General features: G+C 70.4%; 21 protein-coding genes, 1 tRNA gene and 1 pseudogene. 8 read left to right on the top strand and 15 right to left on the bottom strand.

Annotated features, from left to right (window positions below):
• Window positions 1-386: 386 nt before the first annotated feature.
• The 3 genes from ACFUJR_RS02720 to ACFUJR_RS02710 all read right to left on the bottom strand — a co-directional run bounded on the left by ACFUJR_RS02720 (window position 387) and on the right by ACFUJR_RS02710 (window position 2911).
• Window positions 387-1103, bottom strand: a complete 717-nt coding sequence (locus ACFUJR_RS02720) for an NDP-sugar synthase (RefSeq protein WP_383168087.1) — start codon at window positions 1101-1103, stop codon at window positions 387-389.
• 84 nt (window positions 1104-1187) lie between these two features.
• Complete coding sequence (locus ACFUJR_RS02715; RefSeq protein ID WP_383168084.1) at window positions 1188-1601, bottom strand: hypothetical protein; 414 nt, start codon at window positions 1599-1601, stop codon at window positions 1188-1190.
• Between the two features lie 212 nt (window positions 1602-1813).
• Entirely contained in the window at window positions 1814-2911 is a 1098-nt protein-coding gene (locus ACFUJR_RS02710; RefSeq protein ID WP_383168081.1) for an ABC transporter ATP-binding protein, read from the bottom strand.
• Window positions 2912-3092: 181 nt separating this feature from the next.
• Here ACFUJR_RS02710 and ACFUJR_RS02705 point away from each other — a divergent pair.
• Window positions 3093-3169, top strand: a tRNA-Thr gene (locus ACFUJR_RS02705).
• A 160-nt stretch (window positions 3170-3329) separates the two neighbouring features.
• Window positions 3330-3506, top strand: coding sequence for a hypothetical protein (locus ACFUJR_RS02700; RefSeq protein ID WP_383168078.1), 177 nt, complete (start codon window positions 3330-3332; stop codon window positions 3504-3506).
• Between the two features lie 136 nt (window positions 3507-3642).
• On the opposite strand, the gene ACFUJR_RS02695 is transcribed toward ACFUJR_RS02700, so the two are convergent.
• Window positions 3643-4191: an SMI1/KNR4 family protein gene (locus ACFUJR_RS02695; RefSeq protein ID WP_383168075.1), complete on the bottom strand. Its 549-nt coding sequence runs from the start codon at window positions 4189-4191 to the stop codon at window positions 3643-3645.
• A gap of 229 nt (window positions 4192-4420) precedes the next feature.
• Window positions 4421-5452: a hypothetical protein gene (locus ACFUJR_RS02690; RefSeq protein WP_383168072.1), complete on the bottom strand. Its 1032-nt coding sequence runs from the start codon at window positions 5450-5452 to the stop codon at window positions 4421-4423.
• 206 nt (window positions 5453-5658) lie between these two features.
• Here ACFUJR_RS02690 and ACFUJR_RS02685 point away from each other — a divergent pair, with 206 nt between their 5' ends.
• Window positions 5659-6180, top strand: coding sequence for a hypothetical protein (locus ACFUJR_RS02685; RefSeq protein ID WP_383168069.1), 522 nt, complete (start codon window positions 5659-5661; stop codon window positions 6178-6180).
• A 249-nt stretch (window positions 6181-6429) separates the two neighbouring features.
• A pseudogene (locus ACFUJR_RS02680) lies at window positions 6430-6648 on the top strand (GntR family transcriptional regulator); the annotation flags it as partial.
• Between the two features lie 99 nt (window positions 6649-6747).
• On the opposite strand, the gene ACFUJR_RS02675 reads toward ACFUJR_RS02680, so the two are convergent.
• Window positions 6748-7272, bottom strand: a complete 525-nt coding sequence (locus tag ACFUJR_RS02675) for a hypothetical protein (RefSeq protein WP_383168067.1) — start codon at window positions 7270-7272, stop codon at window positions 6748-6750.
• Window positions 7273-8032: 760 nt separating this feature from the next.
• On the opposite strand from ACFUJR_RS02675, the gene ACFUJR_RS02670 reads away from it, so the two are divergent.
• Both ACFUJR_RS02670 and ACFUJR_RS02665 read left to right on the top strand, forming a co-directional pair.
• Window positions 8033-8470, top strand: coding sequence for an ALF repeat-containing protein (locus tag ACFUJR_RS02670; RefSeq protein WP_383168064.1), 438 nt, complete (start codon window positions 8033-8035; stop codon window positions 8468-8470).
• A gap of 691 nt (window positions 8471-9161) precedes the next feature.
• Entirely contained in the window at window positions 9162-9431 is a 270-nt protein-coding gene (locus ACFUJR_RS02665) for a hypothetical protein (protein ID WP_383168061.1), read from the top strand.
• A 189-nt stretch (window positions 9432-9620) separates the two neighbouring features.
• Here the strand turns inward: ACFUJR_RS02665 and ACFUJR_RS02660 are convergent, their stop codons facing one another.
• Window positions 9621-10475: an ATP-grasp domain-containing protein gene (locus ACFUJR_RS02660; protein ID WP_383168058.1), complete on the bottom strand. Its 855-nt coding sequence runs from the start codon at window positions 10473-10475 to the stop codon at window positions 9621-9623.
• A gap of 27 nt (window positions 10476-10502) precedes the next feature.
• Window positions 10503-11903 carry an NAD(P)/FAD-dependent oxidoreductase gene (locus ACFUJR_RS02655; RefSeq protein WP_383168055.1) on the bottom strand — a complete coding sequence of 467 codons (1401 nt, stop codon included), beginning with the start codon at window positions 11901-11903 and terminating at the stop codon, window positions 10503-10505.
• 208 nt (window positions 11904-12111) lie between these two features.
• On the opposite strand from ACFUJR_RS02655, the gene ACFUJR_RS02650 reads away from it, so the two are divergent.
• A complete protein-coding gene (locus ACFUJR_RS02650) occupies window positions 12112-13044 on the top strand; it encodes an aminoglycoside phosphotransferase family protein (protein WP_383168052.1) in 933 nt (310 codons plus the stop codon).
• Window positions 13041-13517: a GNAT family N-acetyltransferase gene (locus ACFUJR_RS02645; RefSeq protein WP_383168049.1), complete on the top strand. Its 477-nt coding sequence runs from the start codon at window positions 13041-13043 to the stop codon at window positions 13515-13517. The genes ACFUJR_RS02650 and ACFUJR_RS02645 overlap by 4 nt, the downstream gene beginning before the upstream one ends.
• Window positions 13518-13638: 121 nt before the next feature.
• Here ACFUJR_RS02645 and ACFUJR_RS02640 read toward each other — a convergent pair whose 3' ends face one another.
• From ACFUJR_RS02640 to ACFUJR_RS02610, 7 genes are all read right to left on the bottom strand, one after another.
• The gene (locus ACFUJR_RS02640) at window positions 13639-14619 is read right to left on the bottom strand and encodes a methyltransferase domain-containing protein (protein WP_383168045.1); all 981 of its coding nucleotides are present in this window, start codon (window positions 14617-14619) and stop codon (window positions 13639-13641) included.
• 208 nt (window positions 14620-14827) lie between these two features.
• The gene (locus ACFUJR_RS02635; protein ID WP_383168042.1) at window positions 14828-14959 is read right to left on the bottom strand and encodes a hypothetical protein; all 132 of its coding nucleotides are present in this window, start codon (window positions 14957-14959) and stop codon (window positions 14828-14830) included.
• A gap of 382 nt (window positions 14960-15341) precedes the next feature.
• Entirely contained in the window at window positions 15342-15515 is a 174-nt protein-coding gene (locus ACFUJR_RS02630) for a hypothetical protein (RefSeq protein ID WP_383168039.1), read from the bottom strand.
• A 397-nt stretch (window positions 15516-15912) separates the two neighbouring features.
• Window positions 15913-16131, bottom strand: a complete 219-nt coding sequence (locus tag ACFUJR_RS02625) for a hypothetical protein (protein WP_383168037.1) — start codon at window positions 16129-16131, stop codon at window positions 15913-15915.
• Window positions 16132-16258: 127 nt separating this feature from the next.
• Window positions 16259-17101 carry a helix-turn-helix domain-containing protein gene (locus ACFUJR_RS02620; RefSeq protein ID WP_383168034.1) on the bottom strand — a complete coding sequence of 281 codons (843 nt, stop codon included), beginning with the start codon at window positions 17099-17101 and terminating at the stop codon, window positions 16259-16261.
• The gene (locus ACFUJR_RS02615) at window positions 17098-17850 is read right to left on the bottom strand and encodes a DUF6879 family protein (protein ID WP_383168031.1); all 753 of its coding nucleotides are present in this window, start codon (window positions 17848-17850) and stop codon (window positions 17098-17100) included. The genes ACFUJR_RS02620 and ACFUJR_RS02615 overlap by 4 nt, the downstream gene beginning before the upstream one ends.
• On the bottom strand, window positions 17742-18212 hold the full coding sequence (locus ACFUJR_RS02610) for a recombinase family protein (protein WP_383168028.1): 471 nt from the start codon (window positions 18210-18212) through the stop codon (window positions 17742-17744). The genes ACFUJR_RS02615 and ACFUJR_RS02610 overlap by 109 nt, the downstream gene beginning before the upstream one ends.
• Window positions 18213-18250 lie beyond the last annotated feature (38 nt).

Here is an 18250-nt window from a genome sequence, read left to right as displayed (position 1 = left end):
ACCGGACCACTGGTGAAAGAAAAAAGCGCTCCACCGCAGACCCGTTCCCCCCCCCTTCTCCGTGGACTCCCGGGCGGGAGGACTGCCAGGCCGTACGCGAGGCTGCCGGCCCCGCCCGGCGGAGCCGCCGTCCGGCACGCGGGGCCGTGAGGACCGTACGGGGGCTGCCGGCCCGTAGGCAGGGCTGCGGCAGCCCGTACGAGGGGCGGTGCCGGTCCCGTACGCGGCCGTGCGTCCGTACCCCGGGGGCAGGTCGTACGGCGGGGCTGCCGGTCCGTACGCGGCCGTGCGTCCGTACCCCGGGGGGGCAGGCCGTGCGGCGGGGCTGCCGGTCCGTGCGCGGCCGTGGGCCGTGCGGCGGGGCTGCCGGTCCGTGCGCGGATCTGTCAGGCGCCCTGAGCGGCCAGCTCCTTCGCCGCCTCGGTCAGGTCCTTCGCCGTGTCGATCGCCCGCCAGTAGGCCCCCTGGGGCAGCGGGAAGCCCGCGAGGCGGCGCTCCCTGGCCAGCCGGGGGAACGTGGTGCGCTCGTGGTCGCCCCGGTCCGGGAGCAGGTCGGTGAACGCGGCGGAGAAGACGTACACGCCCGCGTTGATGAGGAAAGGCGACGGCGGCGCCTCGATGAAGTCGGTGATGTGCCCGAAGGTGTCGGTCTCGACGGCGCCCCACGGGATCCGGGGGCGGGCGAGGGCGAGCGTGGCGGTGGCGTCGCGCTCGTCGTGGAACGCGGCCATCTCACGCAGGGAGAAGCGGGTCCAGATGTCGCCGTTGGTCGCGTACCAGGGCTGTCCGGGCTCGGGCAGGTGCGCGGCGGCGTACTTGAGGCCGCCACCGCGGCCGAGGGGTTCCTCCTCGACGACCGTCGTCACGCGCAGCGGCAGATCGGCGGAGGCGAGCCACTCCTCAAGCACCTCGGCCAGATGGCCGCAGGACACGACGGCGTCCGTCACGCCCTCGGCGGCGAGCCAGGACAGCTGATGGCCGATGATCGGGGTCCCGGTGCCCGGGATCTCGACCATCGGCTTGGGGCGGTCGTCGGTGTACGGGCGCAGGCGCGAGCCCTGGCCGCCCGCCAGGACCACGGCCTGCGTCGGGGAGGTATGCATACCGCGAACGATATGCGCACCTCGCGAAGGAGCCGTTCAGCGTCTTCGGTGTCCGTCTTCAGGGTCGCGGGGCGGGCTCGCTGCTCAGCTCGCGTACATCACGCCGGTCGCGAACGAGGTGTCGCAGACGGGGCGGGAGTAGGACTGGGCGCGGGTCGGGCCGTAGTGGCGGACGGCCGCCTTGCCGAGGGCGCGCGCGATGGACATGCAGTGCTTGGCGAGGGACGGGCTGTTCTCGACCTCGCGCTGGAGGTGGGTCAGAGCCGTTCCGGGGTCCTTCTCCTGAAGCTCTGCGAGGAGCCGGTCGCGCAGAATATCCTGCGGGGCACGGGGCTTGGCGGGGACGGAGACGTCCTCCGAGGATGCGGTCAGCATCTGGGTGTCGGAGCCCTGGCCGGCCCACGGAACGGCGGACACCGCGAGCGTTCCGGAGAGCACCAGGACGACGGGCAGGACGAGGGCGAGAGAGCGGCCGATACGGCGGGCAGTGTGCGTCACGGAGGCGAGCGTAGCGGCCGGTGATGATATGGCGACATTTAGTCACTCTCGCGGGGGATGGTTCGAGGTGAAAATTCGAATCCCGTGTTGACGCCGCTGTCTGAATTGGAAGCAATGCCGGGGTATTTGTCGACATAGGCGAACGGCCCCGCATCTGCAGGAGATGCGGGGCCGTTCGACAGTGCGCAGGCCGCGGCGTGGCCGGTACGGACTCAGTCGGAGAGGCGCTCGCCCGTCGAGGTCGAGAAGACGTGCAGCTCGTCCGGGCGCGGCACGACGTGCAGCGTGGAGCCCTTCTGCGGCACGGCGCGGCCGCCGACGCGGACGACCAGGTCCTTGTCCTCGCTGCCGACGCGGGCGGAGCCGTAGACGTAACCGTCGGCGCCGAGCTCCTCGACGACGTTCACGGAGACGGCCAGGCCCTCCTTGCCGGTGGCGCCCGACACGTCGAAGTGCTCGGGGCGGATGCCGACCGTCACGGTCGTGTCGCCCTTGGCGGAGGCGGCGGAGAGCGCGGCACGGGAGACCGGGACGATGCTGTTGCCGAACATCACGCCGCCGTCGGTGATCGGCACCTCGATCAGGTTCATGGCGGGGGAGCCGATGAAGCCGGCGACGAAGAGGTTGGCGGGGCGGTCGTACATGTTGCGCGGCGAGTCGACCTGCTGGAGCAGACCGTCCTTGAGGACGGCGACGCGGTCGCCCATGGTGAGGGCCTCGACCTGGTCGTGGGTGACGTACACCGTGGTGATGCCGAGACGGCGCTGGAGCGACGCGATCTGCGTACGGGTGGAGACACGCAGCTTGGCGTCGAGGTTCGACAGCGGCTCGTCCATGAGGAAGACCTGCGGCTCACGCACGATCGCGCGCCCCATGGCCACACGCTGGCGCTGACCGCCGGAGAGGGCCTTCGGCTTGCGGTCCAGGTACGGCGTGAGGTCGAGGATCTTCGCGGCCTCCTCGACCTTGGCGCGGATCTCGCTCTTGTTGACGCCGGCGATCTTGAGGGCGAAGCCCATGTTGTCGGCGACGGTCATGTGCGGGTACAGCGCGTAGTTCTGGAACACCATGGCGATGTCCCGGTCCTTCGGCGGCAGGTGCGTGACGTCGCGGTCACCGATGCGGATGGAACCGCCGTTCACGTCCTCCAGGCCGGCGAGCATGCGCAGCGAGGTGGACTTGCCGCAGCCGGAGGGCCCGACGAGGACGAGGAACTCGCCGTCCTCGATCTCGATCTCGAGCTGGTCGACGGCGGGCTTGTCGGAACCCGGGTAGAGCCGGGTCGCCTTGTCGAAAGTGACAGAAGCCATGGTGATGTGTCCCTTCACCGGCAGGAACGTGCCGGACGATCCGAGTAAAGGAAGGATTGAGGTCTAGTCCACCGAGATGGACTCCGGGTGACGCTACCTGCCCACGCGCGATCTGTCAGCAGTCCGGGTCCGTGAGATTGCCGACCGCGGCGGGGTGGGGGTTGGTTACACTGCACTCGCTGCCTCCTTAGCTCAGCTGGCCAGAGCACCGCTCTTGTAAAGCGGGGGTCGTCGGTTCGAACCCGACAGGGGGCTCCAGGTAGGACACGCGAAGACCCCTGACCGATCTTGGTTGGGGGTCTTTGACATCCACGGGTGACATCAACGGGGGCGGTCGGCCGAGGACGGCCGAGAGCGAGGGCTGCGTGGTGATTTCGTCGGCTACGGCGGCCCCGGCTCCGTGTACGGGACGACATGGGTGACCTGGGTCGACCTGTCCGCCACCGACTGGCGGGAGACGGACGCCTCCGGCACACGAAGTCGTGCATCGGCCGCAGGGGCCGACACCGACTGGGGCCGCGTCTGGAGCGTCATGCGCATCCTCGGCGAAGTCCACGGCGCGGAGAACGTGCGTCTCGTCGCCTGGTTCCACTGACTCGACCCCGCGCTGAACATGGGGCCGGGCCAGACAGGCATCCAGCGCACTCAGCCACAGTCGGGGCGGCCCCCAGGCCGCTTTCGCCTGAGGAGCCGCCCCACCGAGTGAGCTCAGCGGTCATCCTGCGGTTCGTTCACTCCGCGATCCGGGAAGCGGCCATCTCCCACGGGGTCGGCTCTGCCACGTCTTCGTACTCGTCGGCGTCTTCCCGGTACCAGCCTGTTCCGGCGAGCCAGGTCTCGAGCCACTCGGCCAGGCTCTCGGCGTCGACGAACCAGGCGGCGGCTCCGTCGTCCGTCATGGCGTTCGGGTCGAAGAGGAGGACCGTGGCGGTCTCGCTGAGGCAGTCCACCGCGGCGTACATGGCGCAGCCCCAGTCGAGGATCGGCAGCACGCCCGCCGGCCAGTACGGTGCCTCGTCCTCGGCCGAGGCGGACCGTTCGGACTGGTACTCGCTCAGCGCCGTACGCCCTGGCCCAACCAGCGGAAGAAGCTGGTAATCGGGGCCGTAGCCACCGTTGGCCACCTCGCGATACAGGCTCGCCAGCAGGGGCGGGAGGGCGAAGCCGAGAACTGCCTCCGCCTCGGCAACCTCCTCGGCGGTGGCGGCGGGAGGCAAGGCCGTAGAAGTGGACTTGGCCTTCACCGCTACGCGGGGGACGAGATCTTCGATGGCTATCACGTTCGGGATCCTGTCAGGCACCTACGACAGAGAGCGCCGTCCTGTCGGGCCTTCGGTTGCACGTTGCCGTCTGGCTTTGTCCACGAGATCGGGTTCTGGCCCAACTTCTGTGGTTGGCCTACTTCCTGTGACTGTTGGTTTGCTGGGTAGGTCTCGCGAGAAGTGACCGAGCACCGTACCTGGCTCCGTTGGACAACTTCGATGCACAAACGAGGCCGAGGCCAGGCGCTCAAAGTGAGGAGGCCCAGGGGTCGTCCAGGGGTTCGGGCTCTGCGGGGTGGAGCATGCAGCGAATACAGCGCCGGAGCCCCGGTTCACCGGATCCGGCGGCGGCGTTCATCCACGGCAGGGCGTCCATTGCGTGTGCGCGTTCGTCTGTGGCGAAGGTGCCGATGGTCTGGTGGAGGTCCTCGGGGGCGGGTTCGTCCGTGAGGCAGAGCCAGCCGATCGCCGCGGCCAGGCGGACTTCGGGCGCCTCTGTCCAGTCTCGCCACCGCTCATGGAGCCACCGGACGGTCGGCGGATGTGCGTGGGCCCGGGTGGTCTCCGCGGCGGCGAGGAGCAGGGCGGCACGGACTATGTCGTCATGCTCCGTGGCGAACCTGGTGGCGAGGTCGGTTCGGACCCTGTGGTCGGGGTCGGCGGCGGTGGCCAGGGCGTAGGCGGCGTCGATGCGGATGGTGGGGTCGGAGTCGTTGAGAAGGGGCAGGAGCACGGGGGCTTCGGCGGTGATCGCGGCGCGGGCGGCGGTCACCGACCAGCCTGCCGGGTAGCCGGTCACCTCGACGCCGTAGTCGTCGTAGTCGGCGGGGGCGTGACGCCGAGGATCGGTGCGGTGGAGCAGGAGTTCATCGCGGGAGGCGACGCCGAAGTGCTGGGCGCGGGCCGGGTTGGCGAGTACGCCGAGGGCGGCGGCACGGTGTGGGTGGTGGGCATCGGTGGCGATGGAGATCAGGAACGGTACGGTGAGGGCGACGGCGGCCCGGCTGTCGTTGGCACACAGGCCCCCCAGCACGCCCGTCGCGTGGCTTGCAGGGTCCTCGCCGGTGTGCAGCAGGTGAACGGCCTTCCGGGCATCGTTCCCGTGAGGGAAGTTCCCCCACGGAACGGCGTCGAGAAGCAACCCGCTCTGGGCCCCGGACTGGATGCCGGCCACCACCGCCCGCACATCGAACGCGCCTCCCACGAACGAGGCCAGATCCGCTCCGGCCACCAGCGCCCGGCACATCTCGAACGTCGGATCGGTCCGCCAATCCCTCACACCACACCCCCACCATCGAATCCCCCAGAGACTCGATCATGCTTGGCCGCCCGTCCCCGCCGGTAACCCACAGTCTCGGACCACAAAACCTGTGCCAGAACCCCGAGATTCGACGGCACCACCATGAGGGCGGCCGGGGCGGGCACAGAGTCCTGGCGTACGTTCGAACCTATGACGCGCGCCCTGAGATCCCGGTTGGTGGCCCGGTGAGTGGCTGGTGGGCCTACCTGGAGGAACGGACCTGCCGAGAGGTCGATGCCGACGTGCTGCGCGACCACCGGCTGTCGGCGGTCAGGTCCGTCTGGGAGGCGCTGCGCCCGCTGGGGGTGGGCCTGCACGAAGCCGAGCGGGTGGTCCACGCGCGATACGAGGCCCTGGGCGACCGTGTGCAGCGCACGCCGCCTGGTCCGCTGGACCTCGCCTCGCTCGCAGCCCGCGCCGCGGCTCTCCCAGGCCGTGTGGTGGCGGTGGAGGCGCTCTGGGACGGCGACACAGTGCACGGCTGGTTCGTGCTCCTGGTCGCGGTCCTGGACGCCCCGGAAGGGGAGGGCCACCTGGCGACTGTCTACCACCGATCTGACGGCCCTCCTCCTGGTGTTGCCGCCGCTGAGGCCGGCCGTGCGCTGGCCGGCCACCTTCGCGTGCCCTTCCACTTCGCGTCTCCGGACACCCCTGATGACGACGCCCCGCGCTGGAGGACGATCCAACGGTTGACGGAAGGGCCGTGACCGGAGGGACGGGGCGCTGCGCCCGCAAGGAGGCCGGATGACCTGGTGCCTCCCGCTCTCATGAACATGGCCGCGGGGCCGATCCGCCTGTTCTCCCGGGATGGTGAACAACTACTGTCCGAAACTCGTGAGAAAGCCAGCCGTCAGCCGCACAACGCCTTGATCCGGGGGGAGGCGCCAGGGGTGACGCGAAGACCCCCAACCGACGGTGGTTGAGGGTCTTGGCTTGAAGCGTCACATCAGTGTGGCGTGGGCGAGAACGTCGTACGCCGCGCTCAGGAGCTCCCGATCTCCCAGGGCGTACTGGAGGGACGGGCCGGGTCAGGGACGTACGTGGCCGAGCCCCGGCAGCGCGTGCGGATGGTTCGGTCCGCGGCGCATGAGCAGCTCGATGGGTCCCCATTCCGTGCGGACATGAAGGCCGTGGGGCGGAATGGTGGTTGGGAGAGCCGGACCGACGCCAAGGTTCGCTCTCGTTCCGCTCCCGGGTGCGGTGAATCAACCAGTCGTCCGTGTAGGGAGGCGACCCCGCGCCTGTCTTTGTGTCGAAGGTGTGCGGCGCGGACTTCATCCGCCGATCGTGTGGGAGGTGCCGCCTGCACGTCGGTGGGGGGACCGGCCGGTGTGGATCTGGGCGCCGTGACAGCGGGCGAGTTCCTGCGTGGCCCGGTGCAGGGCGAGTTCCATGGTCCGGGGCGTGGTCAGGGCGCCGCTTCCGTCCGGCGGTACGAGCCATCGCAGGTCTCCCCAGCGGCAATGGGGGGCAGGGGCGGCGATCCATCCTCCCTGGGTGATGTGGCGGGTGCCGTCACCGACCCAGGTCGCCCCAGGTTCGGGAGGCAGGAAGAAACCGACCTCACGCCGTCCGCCGTCCAGCAGCACAGGGCCGGGACCGACGCGAGGAAGCTCGTCGAGGATGTCCGCAGCGCGCAGGCCCAGGCACGCGGGAACGATCAGCACGTCCCATAGACGTCCGGCAGCTAAGAGATGGATGCCGGCGCCGCCGCGGCGGCAGTCGCGCTCGTAGGCCTGCGGATCGTCGGCGGTGGCTGCCAGCCACTTCATTGCCTTCGTCCACTGTGCCAGCGCCATCGCAAACCTCCTGTGTGGTGCGGGCTTTGTGAGCCCGGCAGTCGACATCGGGTCCGACCACCCTGGCGCTCTACCGGAAGGCTGGGAAGGGAGGCGGAGGACGGTGCGAGATGTTTCGGCGCGTTCAAGGGGCGGCATATGCCGATCACACGCCCGGAACATGTATTCCAAGGGGATTGCTCGCTGAGCCACGGCCGACGCCCCCACCAGCCCGATCTTTCCGACTCGCGGTGCAGAGGAGCGGGCGAGCGGGCTGGTTCGGGGAGGTTCCCCTATCTGGCGGAGCTGCCCAAAATTCGAGGTTTAGCCGCAGCAGTCAGCTTCTGGGTGGCCGACACGTTGTACAGCAGCGGATCCAGCAACCACCGACCGCAGCCACCCTTCATCGCACCTGAGAAGCGGCGGGGCCTGGCGGGGCTCACGGCAGAGGGCCGGCGCAGGGGCATGATTCCCCGGCGCCGGCCCTCTCGCATGATCACGGCCGTGCCGGGGCTGTTCGCGGGCGGCTTTGATCACCGCACCCGCACAGTCGTACGTGCTCGTTGTCAGACACCCGGGCAAGCCCCCGCCCCGCCGGGCGCGCTTCTCGGCGGCGCCCGGCGCCGCTCCTGCCTTCGGACGGCGGGTCAGCCGAAGTGATGCGAGCTACCGGCAAGCGGGATCGGTGAGGACTGCCGGATCCAGGCACAGCACCGGCCCACCCCGTTCTGAAAGAGTCCGAGAACCGCACTCCTTGAAGATGACGAAGGTGGTTGACCTCATGAGATCGACTCGCGTGATCCTTGCTGTGGCCGCAGGCGCTCTTGCCCCTGCGCTGTTGTTCGCTACGCCCTCCATGGCCGCGTCCATCACCCCCGCGGTCACCGTCGCGACGGCCGGCTCGCCCTACGACGAGATGAGTGCGGACGACCTGCGGGTGGCGGTATTCCGCATCCTCGCCGACCCTGACAGCGGCAAGCGCGTGATCCGGGAGGCGAACGCGCTCCTCGACAGCGGCATCGTGGAGGAGATGCGCGCCTGGCTGGAGACGGGTTACCCCCTCGCCCAGGCCGAGGACGACCGGGTCGCCATTTTCCGGCTCCTCGCCGACCCCGACATCAGCGACGCCCAGCGCGCAGCGGCCGGCGCCGCCCTCGACGACAACACCCCAGAAGCACTGCGCCACTTCCTGGAGGTCGGCCGGTACGAGGTCGGCTAGTGGCCGGATCCCAAGCGCGGTATGCGTCGCCCGGTGAAGGACCATCCGGACTTCTCCCACATGGCGCGAGCCGACGAGATGGTGGCCGCCATCCTCGGAGCAGGCCGGCGCGCGCACGGGAAGGACGAGGGACCAGATGACGGGCCGCTGACTGCACGGGTACGGGCAGGGCTGGTCACTGGCAAGGGACGCGCCCCCGGTCACCGTCCGACGCGCACGGACCTGTGGACGATGCCGAAAGCGTCGACCGCTTCATTGCGCCCGGGCGACGCGCCACGGGAACGCGCGAAAGACCGCCTCGTAGTCGGCCATGGACGGCGAGGCTTCACCGGAGGTGTGGGGATGGTTCACCCTCAGACGTCTACCCCCGACCGGCTCTTCCGAGGCCTCGGCACGCCGGTGTGGCCGTCCCTGACCGATCCGGCCGGAGCCGCGCATCAGCGGGGCGCCTCCGCCACCCGAGGCGACTCCCGAGCGAACAGGGGCTGAGGGTGTGAGGGGGCCCGCCCGAGTCGGCCGCCTGCCAGAACCGATGCCTCCGGCGGGGGTGCTCAGGCTCCGGGTGACCGGGAGCCGTCGTACCGCGCCGAACGGAACGCGCGAGCTCGGCTTCGTTCCCGTCGGCTCCAACGCCCTTACGTACAGGGGACTTTGGGTGATCCTGTCAGACCGGCCGACTAGTCTGGGCTTCATGGATGAGCGATGCATGCATGACCTGGTCGTCCAGCAGTGCGTGGACTGCGCCCCTACCCCTGAGGGCTTGGTCAGGTTCGTCTATCTCACGGCCGGCGGCGCGGTCTTCCATCGTTCGTCGGCCTGCAAGGCCCTCGAAGAGGGCCAGGAGTACGCGCAGTCCCTGGGCCTGGAAACACACCCTCGTCGCCGTGTGGCCTTGGCCGAAGCCAGGGCGGAGGGCCGTGGCGCGTGTGCCTACTGCTTCTGGGACTACCGGCCCGAATGAGGCGTGACAGCCGAGGCCGAGGGGGCGGACGGCACCCACAGCCCTCGTACCCACCGACGTGTGGCCGGGCCGTGGACGCGATCCCGCGATGCGGCCCGCCCGACCCGGAACTCGCCTACCAGATGGGTGCGTACGCATCAGAGTGAGCCGGTCCGGTCGGGACGGGAAGCCGCAGGACCGGTGGACGGTTCAGTGCCGCACGAACGGGAGATCCTCCGGCCGCACTCGCCCGCGCGGTCCCGCCGCCCGCAGCACCACGTCCAGGACCCGCGCCGGGTCAGCGGCGTACGCGTGGGAGAACCACGCCATGTTGGCCTCCACCACGGCCCATCGGTGGCCCGGACGGTACGGGTCTAGCACCTGCCCGACGTCCACGACGACGGCGCTCGGCAGGGTGGGTCCGGCCGTGGCGACGAGGCGGTCGACGAACTCGGCGATCTCCGCGGCGACGGCCCCGTGCCTGTCGAGCGGCCGGGGGTCGAGGCGGCCGAACACCGCATACCGACTGCCCGTGGCGATCCGCCCGTCCAGCAGGAACAGCCGGTACTCGGCGGCGAAGGTCACCACCTCGGAGAGCAGCACCGGCGTCGCCGGGTCCAGATCGGCGGGCAGCCGGGAGCCATCGGCGTAGACGTCCGCCGGGAAAGCCTTGTCCCGCGGCGGCTTGACGAACGTCGGCCGCTCGATCGACCAGGCATCCGTCACGGTCGCCGCACGGACCTCCCGCCCCGTGAACTCCTCCGGCAGCTCGGCAAGCCAGTCGTCCGCCGGTTCGAGCAAGGCGAGCCCGAGCCGTCCGGCCAACCGTGCCCCGGCCACCGGTCCGCCGTACCAGTACGCCGGTCCCACCGCCGCGCCGACCTCGTCCGCCGGGCCGATCTCCTCCGCCGCGCCGACCTCGTCCGCCGGGCCGATCTCCTCCGCCGCGCCGACCTCGTCCGCCGGGCCGATCTCCTCCGCCGCCAGGATCGTCATCCCCCGCGCCGTCGCCTCACCCGCCAGCAGTTCCATCGTCGACGTCCGCCGACCAGGCATGACAAGCATCGCAACCCTCCCCGTTCCGGCCTCTGATCAGCGGCCGGAGAGCCGGTCGGCGATCTTCGCGATGCGGGAGGTCTCCGCGGTGTGGGCCGTGGACTCCGTACGGTCCGCCTTGCGGTAGGCCGCGTACATCGTCTGGACTCCGAGCCAGCGCAGGGGTTCCGGTTCCCACGTGCGGACCTTGTGGTTGACCCAGGGCAGCGCGGTGAGGTCGGTGGGGCCGGACTGGCCGGAGTCCTGCCGGATGAGGTCGCGCAGGGTGCGGGCCGCGAGGTTGGCGGTGGCGACGCCGGAGCCGACGTAGCCGCCCGCCCAGCCCAGGCCCGTGGAGCGGTCGAGGGTGACGGTGGCGCACCAGTCGCGGGGGACACCGAGGACGCCGGACCAGGCGTGGTCGATGCCGATGCCGGCCAGGGAGGGGAAGAAGCGGACGAGGATGTCGCGGAGGGCCTCGATCGTCTGGGGCTGGGTGCGGCCGTCGTTGTCCGTCCTGGAGCCGTAGCGGTACGGGACGCCCCGGCCGCCGAGGGCGATGCGGCCGTCGGCGGTGCGCTGGGCGTACATGTAGGCGTGGGCCATGTCGCCGAGGGTCTCTCGGCCGTGCCAGCCGATGGCGTCCCACTGGGCGTCGGTGAGGGGCTCGGTGGCGATCATGGAGGAGTTCATGGGGAGCCAGGTACGGCGCTGGCCCGTGAGGGAGGCGGTGAAGCCCTCGGTGCAGCGCAGGACGTAGGGCGCGCGAACGGTGCCGTACGGGGTGAGGGCGTGCTTGGGCTTGATCTCGGTGACCGGGGTCGACTCGTGGATCGTGACGCCGAGGGCCTCGACGGCGGCGGCGAGGCCCGTCACGAGCTTCACCGGGTGGAGGCGGGCGCCGTGCGGGGTCCAGGAGGAGCCGACGGCGCCGGCGACGCGGATGCGGTCGGCGGTCTCGCGTGCGCCGTAGAGCTCGCGGTCCTTCTCGCCGAAGGCGATCTCCACGGCGTGGAAGGCCTTGAGGCGGGTGAGCTGGGCGGGGGAGTGCGCGATCTCCAGGACGCCGCCGCGGTGGATGTCGGCGTCGATGTTCTCGGCGGCGCAGACGTCGACGACCTCGGTGACGGTGTCGTTCATCGCGTGCTGGAGGCGGACGGCGGATTCGTGGCCGTGGAGCCTGGCGTAGCGGTCGCGGCCGGCGATGCCGTTGTAGAGCCAGCCGCCGTTGCGGCCTGAGGCGCCGTAGCCGCAGAACTTGGCTTCGAGCACGGCGATGTCGAGGAAGGGGACGGCCTTCTTGAGGTAGTACGCCGTCCACAGCCCGGTGTAGCCGCCGCCGACGATGCAGACGTCCGCCGTGGCATCCCCGGGCAGGGGCTCGCGCGGGGCGGGGGTGCCTTCCTGCGCGTACCAGAACGAGATGCCGCCGTTGACCGTGCTGCTCCTGCTGACCATGGGCGGGAGGGTACTTGATGGTCGGAGGGCCTTCGACCTCTGGATCGGGGTCGCTCGGCGGGGCGGGTGGGGTGGGCGGTGCGTGGTGCGACGAGGCCGCGGTCGCCCGGGTGTCGCGGGATGCCGGGGCCTGAGGGGAGCCGCGCGGCGTGGGCGTGGCGTGGGTTTCTCGGGTGTGTGCCGCCTTCGGCGCCGATAGCGTCGGCCTGTGATCGAGATTCCGGCGGAACTGGTGGCGTCACAGGCGAGGTTCAACGGGGAGGCGGGGCGCGCGTTCGTCGCGGCGTTGCCAGGGCGGGCGGCGGAGTTCCTGGACCGGTGGGGGCTACGGGTGACGGGGCCCTCGATGTGCGGGATGGCGTCGCTCGTGCTGCCGGTGACCCGGGTCGCGGACGGTGTGCGGGCGGCGCTGAAGATGCAGCTCCTCGACGAGGAGAGCGAGGGGGAGGCCGCGGCGCTTCGGGTCTGGGACGGCTCGGGGGCCGTACGGCTGCTCGCGGACGATCCGGGGACCGGCACGCTGTTGCTGGAGCGGCTCGACGAGGGCCGGCATCTTTCGACGCTGGCGGACGCGCGGGAGGCGGTGGGGATCCTCGCCGATCTGGTGGCGCGGGTGGTGGCGGTGCCGGCGCCGGACGGGCTGCGGGGGCTGGGTGACATCGCCGCGCGGATGGTGGCCGCGACCCCGGGCGCGGCGGCGCGGCTGGGGGCGGAGGACGCGGCTTTGCTGCGGGACTGCGCGGCGGCGGTACGGGAGGTGATGGGGGAGCCCGGGGACCGGTTGCTGCACTGGGACCTGCATTACGACAACGTGCTGGCGGCCGAGCGTGAGCCGTGGCTGGCGATCGATCCGAAGCCGCTGGTGGGCGATCCGGGGTTCGATCTGCTTCCGGCGCTGACCAATCTGTGGGAGGCGGATCCGGCCGCGGGGACGCTGTGGCGCTTCGATCTGCTGACGGAGCGGCTGGGTCTCGACCGTGGGCGGGCGCTCGCGTGGACGCTCGGCCGGGTGTTGCAGAACGGGCTGTGGGACGTGGAGGACGGGGAGGAGGCGCTCGATCCGGACCAGGTGTCCATCGCGCGGACCCTGATGGCCCGGGGCGTTGACGGATTGCGGGCGCGGTACATGATTCGTACATGATTCGTACCGCCACACCTGCCGATGTCCCTGTGATCCACGCGATGGTCCGTGAACTCGCCGAGTACGAGAAGGCGCTGGACGAGGTCCGCGCGACACCCGAGCAGCTCCATGAGGCGCTGTTCGGCCCGCGTCCCGCGGCCTTCGCGCACATCGCGGAGTCGGAGGAGGGCGAGCCGGTGGGCTTCGCGCTGTGGTTCGTGAACTTCTCGACCTGGCGCGGTGTCCACGGCATCTACCTGGAGGACCTGTACGTCCGTCCGTCGAGCCGGGGCGGCGGCCATGGGAAGGCGCTGCTGGCGGAGCTGGCGCGGATCTGTGTCGAGCGGGGGTACGAGCGGCTCGAGTGGTCGGTCCTGGACTGGAACACGCCGTCGATCGACTTCTACGAGTCGCTGGGCGCGCGCCCGCAGGACGAGTGGACGGTGTACCGGCTGACGGACGGGGCCTTGCGCGGGCTGGGGACGGGCGCGTAGGGCGGCACGGGCCGCACCACGCCCCGGCGAACGCCCGCCCGGGGACTCCCGGGCGGGCGTGGTGGTGACCCCGGCCATCCGCCACGGGGGGAGCGGACGACCGGGACCGGTCATGGTGCGGTCAGCCGGTGGTCGGGAGCGGCCGGTCCGGCGTGTCCAGCCAGACCCACTCACGGGTACCCGGGGCGGTGCTCAGTCCGAACCGCTCCGGCCCGGGTCGGCCGGCGTGGGTCCACCAGGCGTGCGCCGCCTCCACCTCGTTCCAGAGACGACGCGGGCCGTACTGCCACACGGTGAACTGGTCGTCCGACTTCCCGTCCCAGTCGACGGCCGCCCAGGACGAGGCGTCGGCCGTCGCGACCCACAGTCTGGACTCCACCCCGTGCACGTCGGGGTCGTCGTGCCAGGTCCACCACACGTCACGGAGCTGGAGGCCCACGGCGAACTGGACCGTCAGGTCGTCGCCCGTGACGTTCCAGGGGGACAACTTGGTACGCGACTCGTCCGGTTGGTGGCCGTCGCGGACCACGTCCCGGTAGATCCGCAGGTCCGTGCGCTGGTTCCGCATGAGCATGAACGCGGAGTGGGGAGAGAACCGTCCCGACGCGTCGCCCTGTACGCCCACCTTCAGGCGCAATAGGCCGTAGCACAGCCAGGGCGTCTCCCACGGCGTGAGCACGACCCCGCCGGGCCGGGTCTGCTCCACCCACGCCCGGGGGACCGACCGCACGGAGCACGTGGCCTCCACCCGGTCGTACGGTCCGGAGGACGAGTGGCCCCGGGCGCCGTCCCCGGAGACCACCGCCGGCTCCAGGCCGAGCTTCCGGAGACGCATCTCCGCATCCGTCGCCAGGACCGGGTCCACCTCCACCGTGGTCACGTTCTCCGCGCCCAGGCGGTGGGCCAGTAGACCCGCGTTCCAGCCGGTCCCGGTCCCGATCTCCAGAACCCGGTGTCCGTCGGCCAGGTCCAACATGTCGAGCATGCGGAACACGATGGCCGGAGCCGATGCGGACGACGACGCCCAGCGGTCCCCGTCGCCGGGGTCCTGGCCGTCGTTGATCTGCGTCACCACGGAGTCGTTGGTGTAGGCGGTCCGCAACCATGTCTCCGGCGCCTCCGCCCGGGTGCAGGGCTCCAGTCCTCTCCCAGGTAGATGCGTTCAGGGAGGAACCGGTGGCGGGGGACGGCCCAGGCCGCACGTTCCCACTCGGCCCCCAGTGGGGCTTCCAGGTCGTTGTTCACCGCGCCGAGCAAATCGCGCATGGCGATCTGCTCGGACGCTGCGAGATCCTGTGTCGTCACGTGCACTAGTCCTTCTTGTGCTTCGGCGGGTCCTTCGGCTTGGCGGTGTCCGTGGACGGCTTGGACGTGCCCGGGTCCTTGTTTCCCGAGTGCTGTCCGCTGCCTCCGCTCCCGCCCTTACCCGTTCCCCATCCCATGCCGTGCTCCTCTCGGTTGTGGAATGCCAGCCCGAGCCGTATCGGCTCGGGCTGTGTCCGCCCCGGGCGACCAGTGGAAAGCCGTCCCACCCCCCCCGGGGGGGCGGACGTTCCCTCCGGCGGTTCCCAGGCGGAGGGCCTTGCCCGCTCCCGCAGCGAAGGAGCGGAGTCTCTGCTCAGATCCCGGCCACGGCAAGGAGTGACCGGTGACCGGGAATTGTTCGCAGTCCCCCGCCGCCAGCGTTGGAGGGAGCCTGCGGCGCCGCTGAAGTCGCCCGGGGGCGCGCCCAGCGGGGACACTCCGCGCGGGGGCCCTGGGCCTGTAGCTCCGGGGCAATGGCGGCCACCGCATCGGCGTGGAACGGGCCATGGATCACGGCTCCTACTCCCTGAATCCGTCGGCGTAGGCCATGTGCAACTCCTCGGGAGCGGTCGGGGCGGGAGCTGGGTCGTCCACGTGGATCAGATCCGCACCGTCGTAGAGCGTGCGGACTTGGATAGGCCCTGCCCAGGCGACCGTCACCCAGGTCCGCTCACTCCGCGTTCGGTGGGTCACCTCCAGCGCCGTGCGTCAGGTCGACCCCACACGAACCCGGTCCCCAGGGAAGAGGTCGATGGCCACGCGGCGCCGGTCCTCCCCCTCGGGCACGGGTAATCCCAGCGGGTTTCCGACCCAGACCAGCCGGTCCGGCTGCCGTCGTCTCACCATGGGTGCGCTCCCTTTCGTGGTGTCCGCTCTCCCGGTCCGGCCCGGCTTGCGGACCGGGAGAACGGGGTGTCCTTCGCTCGCTTCCTGCTCCGCCGTCCGGCGGGAGCGTGCGGGAAATCTCAGTGAGCGGTAAGGAAGAACGCGATGGCCGCCCGGACGATGAACACGGCGGTGGCCGCCGTGGCCTCCGACTCCGGATGACGCTTGATGCGGTGCGTCACGGAGCGGAGAACCGTCCGGACCGTCACTGCTCCACCGCCGTCACCGGGGTGGCGAACAAGCGGGCCTGGACCAGCTCCTCCGGGGTCGGCTCCCGCAGTTCCCCCGGCGGGACCGCCCACTCCCGGCCCCCGCCCGGCGGACGCAGGTACACGCTCCCCTCGTACCGGCGGTCCACCCGACCCAGCGTCCCGTTACGGTCCACCGCGTACCGACTGGCGGCCGGTCTCCACTCCTCGTTCATGCCTCACCGTCCCCTCCAGCGCTCCGAATGCCTCGGACCACACCGGGACGGTATGAGCCCTGGGTGCTGCTTGTCGGCCCTGATTCGCCTTGATTCGAGCGACGCCGGGGCTTCTTCGGGGTGATTCTCAGCTGAGGTCGAGTGCCCGCCGGGCGCGTGTGATCACGCGATGGGCTTCCGCCCCGTAGACGGCGGAGTCAGCGAGTGTCTGCCAGACCCGCTGGTACACGCCGACGGTCGCGGAGTCGTCCAGCCATAGTTCCGCGTGCCAGTCCTCGGCGATGGCCAAGCGGTCGTCGTACAGCCAGAACGCGTTGGCCGGCGGGAGCTTGAGAGGGGCGCCCAGCGGGACGATTCCCAGGGTGACGGTGTCGAGCCCCAGCACACCCATGAGCCGGTCGAGTTGGGCAGCCAGTACCGGCGGCGGGCAGACCAGGGCGTGGAGAGCGGCCTCCCACATGATGATGTGGAAGGTCTTCCCCGGCTCGTAGAGCAATTCCTGGCGCCTCACGCGGGCCCGTACCGCCTCGTCCACATCCCGGACGGACTGGTGAAGGTCGACGTACTCGCTGAACACGTGGCGGGCGTAGTCAGGTGTCTGGAGCATCCCGACGACCATGGAGCCTTGCCAGGCCCGGAAGGTTCTGGATCGCTCGTACTCAGCGGTGAGAGCGTCCTGGACGGGCTTGTGCCCGGCGGCAAGCTGGCGCCGCCAGGAGCGGGATCGGGACTCCAGCGTCTGTAGGCGGGTGATCAGTTCATCGGTAGCCTCCGGGTGCCCCGTTGCCTTGGCCCATGCCCGGAGGTCGTCTGCTGTGGCGGTCTGCCGCCCTGTCTCCAGCTTGCTGACCTTGGACTGGGGCCAGAGCAACACCGCCGCCAGTTCGCGCCCCGTGAAGCCCCGTGCGGCGCGCAGCTCACGGAGCCGCGCGCCAAGGGCCACTCGGGCCTGCTGAAAGTCGTTGCTCACTCGGTGGAAGGTACCTGGCCCGTGAACTCGTCATACCGGACGGCGTGGTGCCATGCCGCGTCGCGGGCCTGGCAGGCGCGCAGGACTTCCACGGGGTCCGTGACGAGTTCGACGCCGGTCATCCGGTCGTCGTCATCGAAGTGAAGCCGTGCGATGACGCGTGAATCGAACAGCCAGAAGTCCTCTTCAAGGAGCTTCAGCCGCTTTGCGTCGCTCCGCCACAGGTTCCGGATGTCCTCTCCTACGGTGCTGTTGCGGCGGGCGTTGTCCAGGAGGTACCGCTGGCCCAGGGTCGGAGGGTTGTCCACGATGCGTACGCGCTCGAACCGCTTGCCGAGTGCGGACTGTTCGCGCCGGGACACACACCACGGGTCGTCCAGGTCCCACCCGGCATCCTCACCTCGGGCGAACCGGGTGTAGGTCCCGGTCTCCTCGTCCGACTGGTATCGGCGGCGGGTCTCAAGCCGCCAGGCGGTGTGCTCGAAGGTGCGGAACATCCCGCCGAACTCTTCGAAGCTGATCAACGTCGGCACCCGGTCCACGTCCCTCGGCGCGAAGTCGGCCAGGAGCAGGCGCGGCACCACCACGAACCCCTCCCCGGACTTGACGTTGCTGAGTTGGGCCACGTCGTCAGGGTCGGTCACAGCGTCTCCCTGGACCAGGACCTCACCCGTGTCCAGGTCTTCGTAGAGCGTCGGACAGCCGTCATTGCCGGAGTTGGTGCCGATGAAGCGAAGTCGCCTTGCCAACGTCGTTCCCCTCTCGCCCGGATGACCCGATAGGGCCGTCTCCAGGGTGGAACCGCCGGTGGTGTTCTGTCCTCAGCGATTCTCGAATATTCGCGAATCGCTGAGGGCCGCCCAATTCTGCGGTGCCTGGTCCAGCACTCGAGATCGCACCGCCCCCTGCGGCGGTCAAGGAGCTGGCGGGCAGCCACTCGGAGCTGGATGTTCTCGGCCTCCTCCTTGGCCTGTTCGGCCAGGAACGATGCCAGGCTGACCCGGCCCGGGTTGGCCGAGTCCAGGTTGTCCTTCAGGGAAACGAACCGGACGCCGGTGTCCTCCACCAGCTCTACCACGTCGGCAAGTTGCCGGACGCCCTGGCGGGACACCCGGTCCTTCCTCGCCCGGACTCGCCCTTGAGCGGCGA

Origin of the sequence: Streptomyces sp. NPDC057271, assembly GCF_042668715.1 — a bacterium.
In the GTDB taxonomy this organism is placed as follows: Bacteria; Actinomycetota; Actinomycetes; order Streptomycetales; family Streptomycetaceae; genus Streptomyces.
The sequence above is the reverse complement of the archived record's forward strand: the minus strand, read 5'-3'. Positions and strand labels throughout refer to the sequence as shown.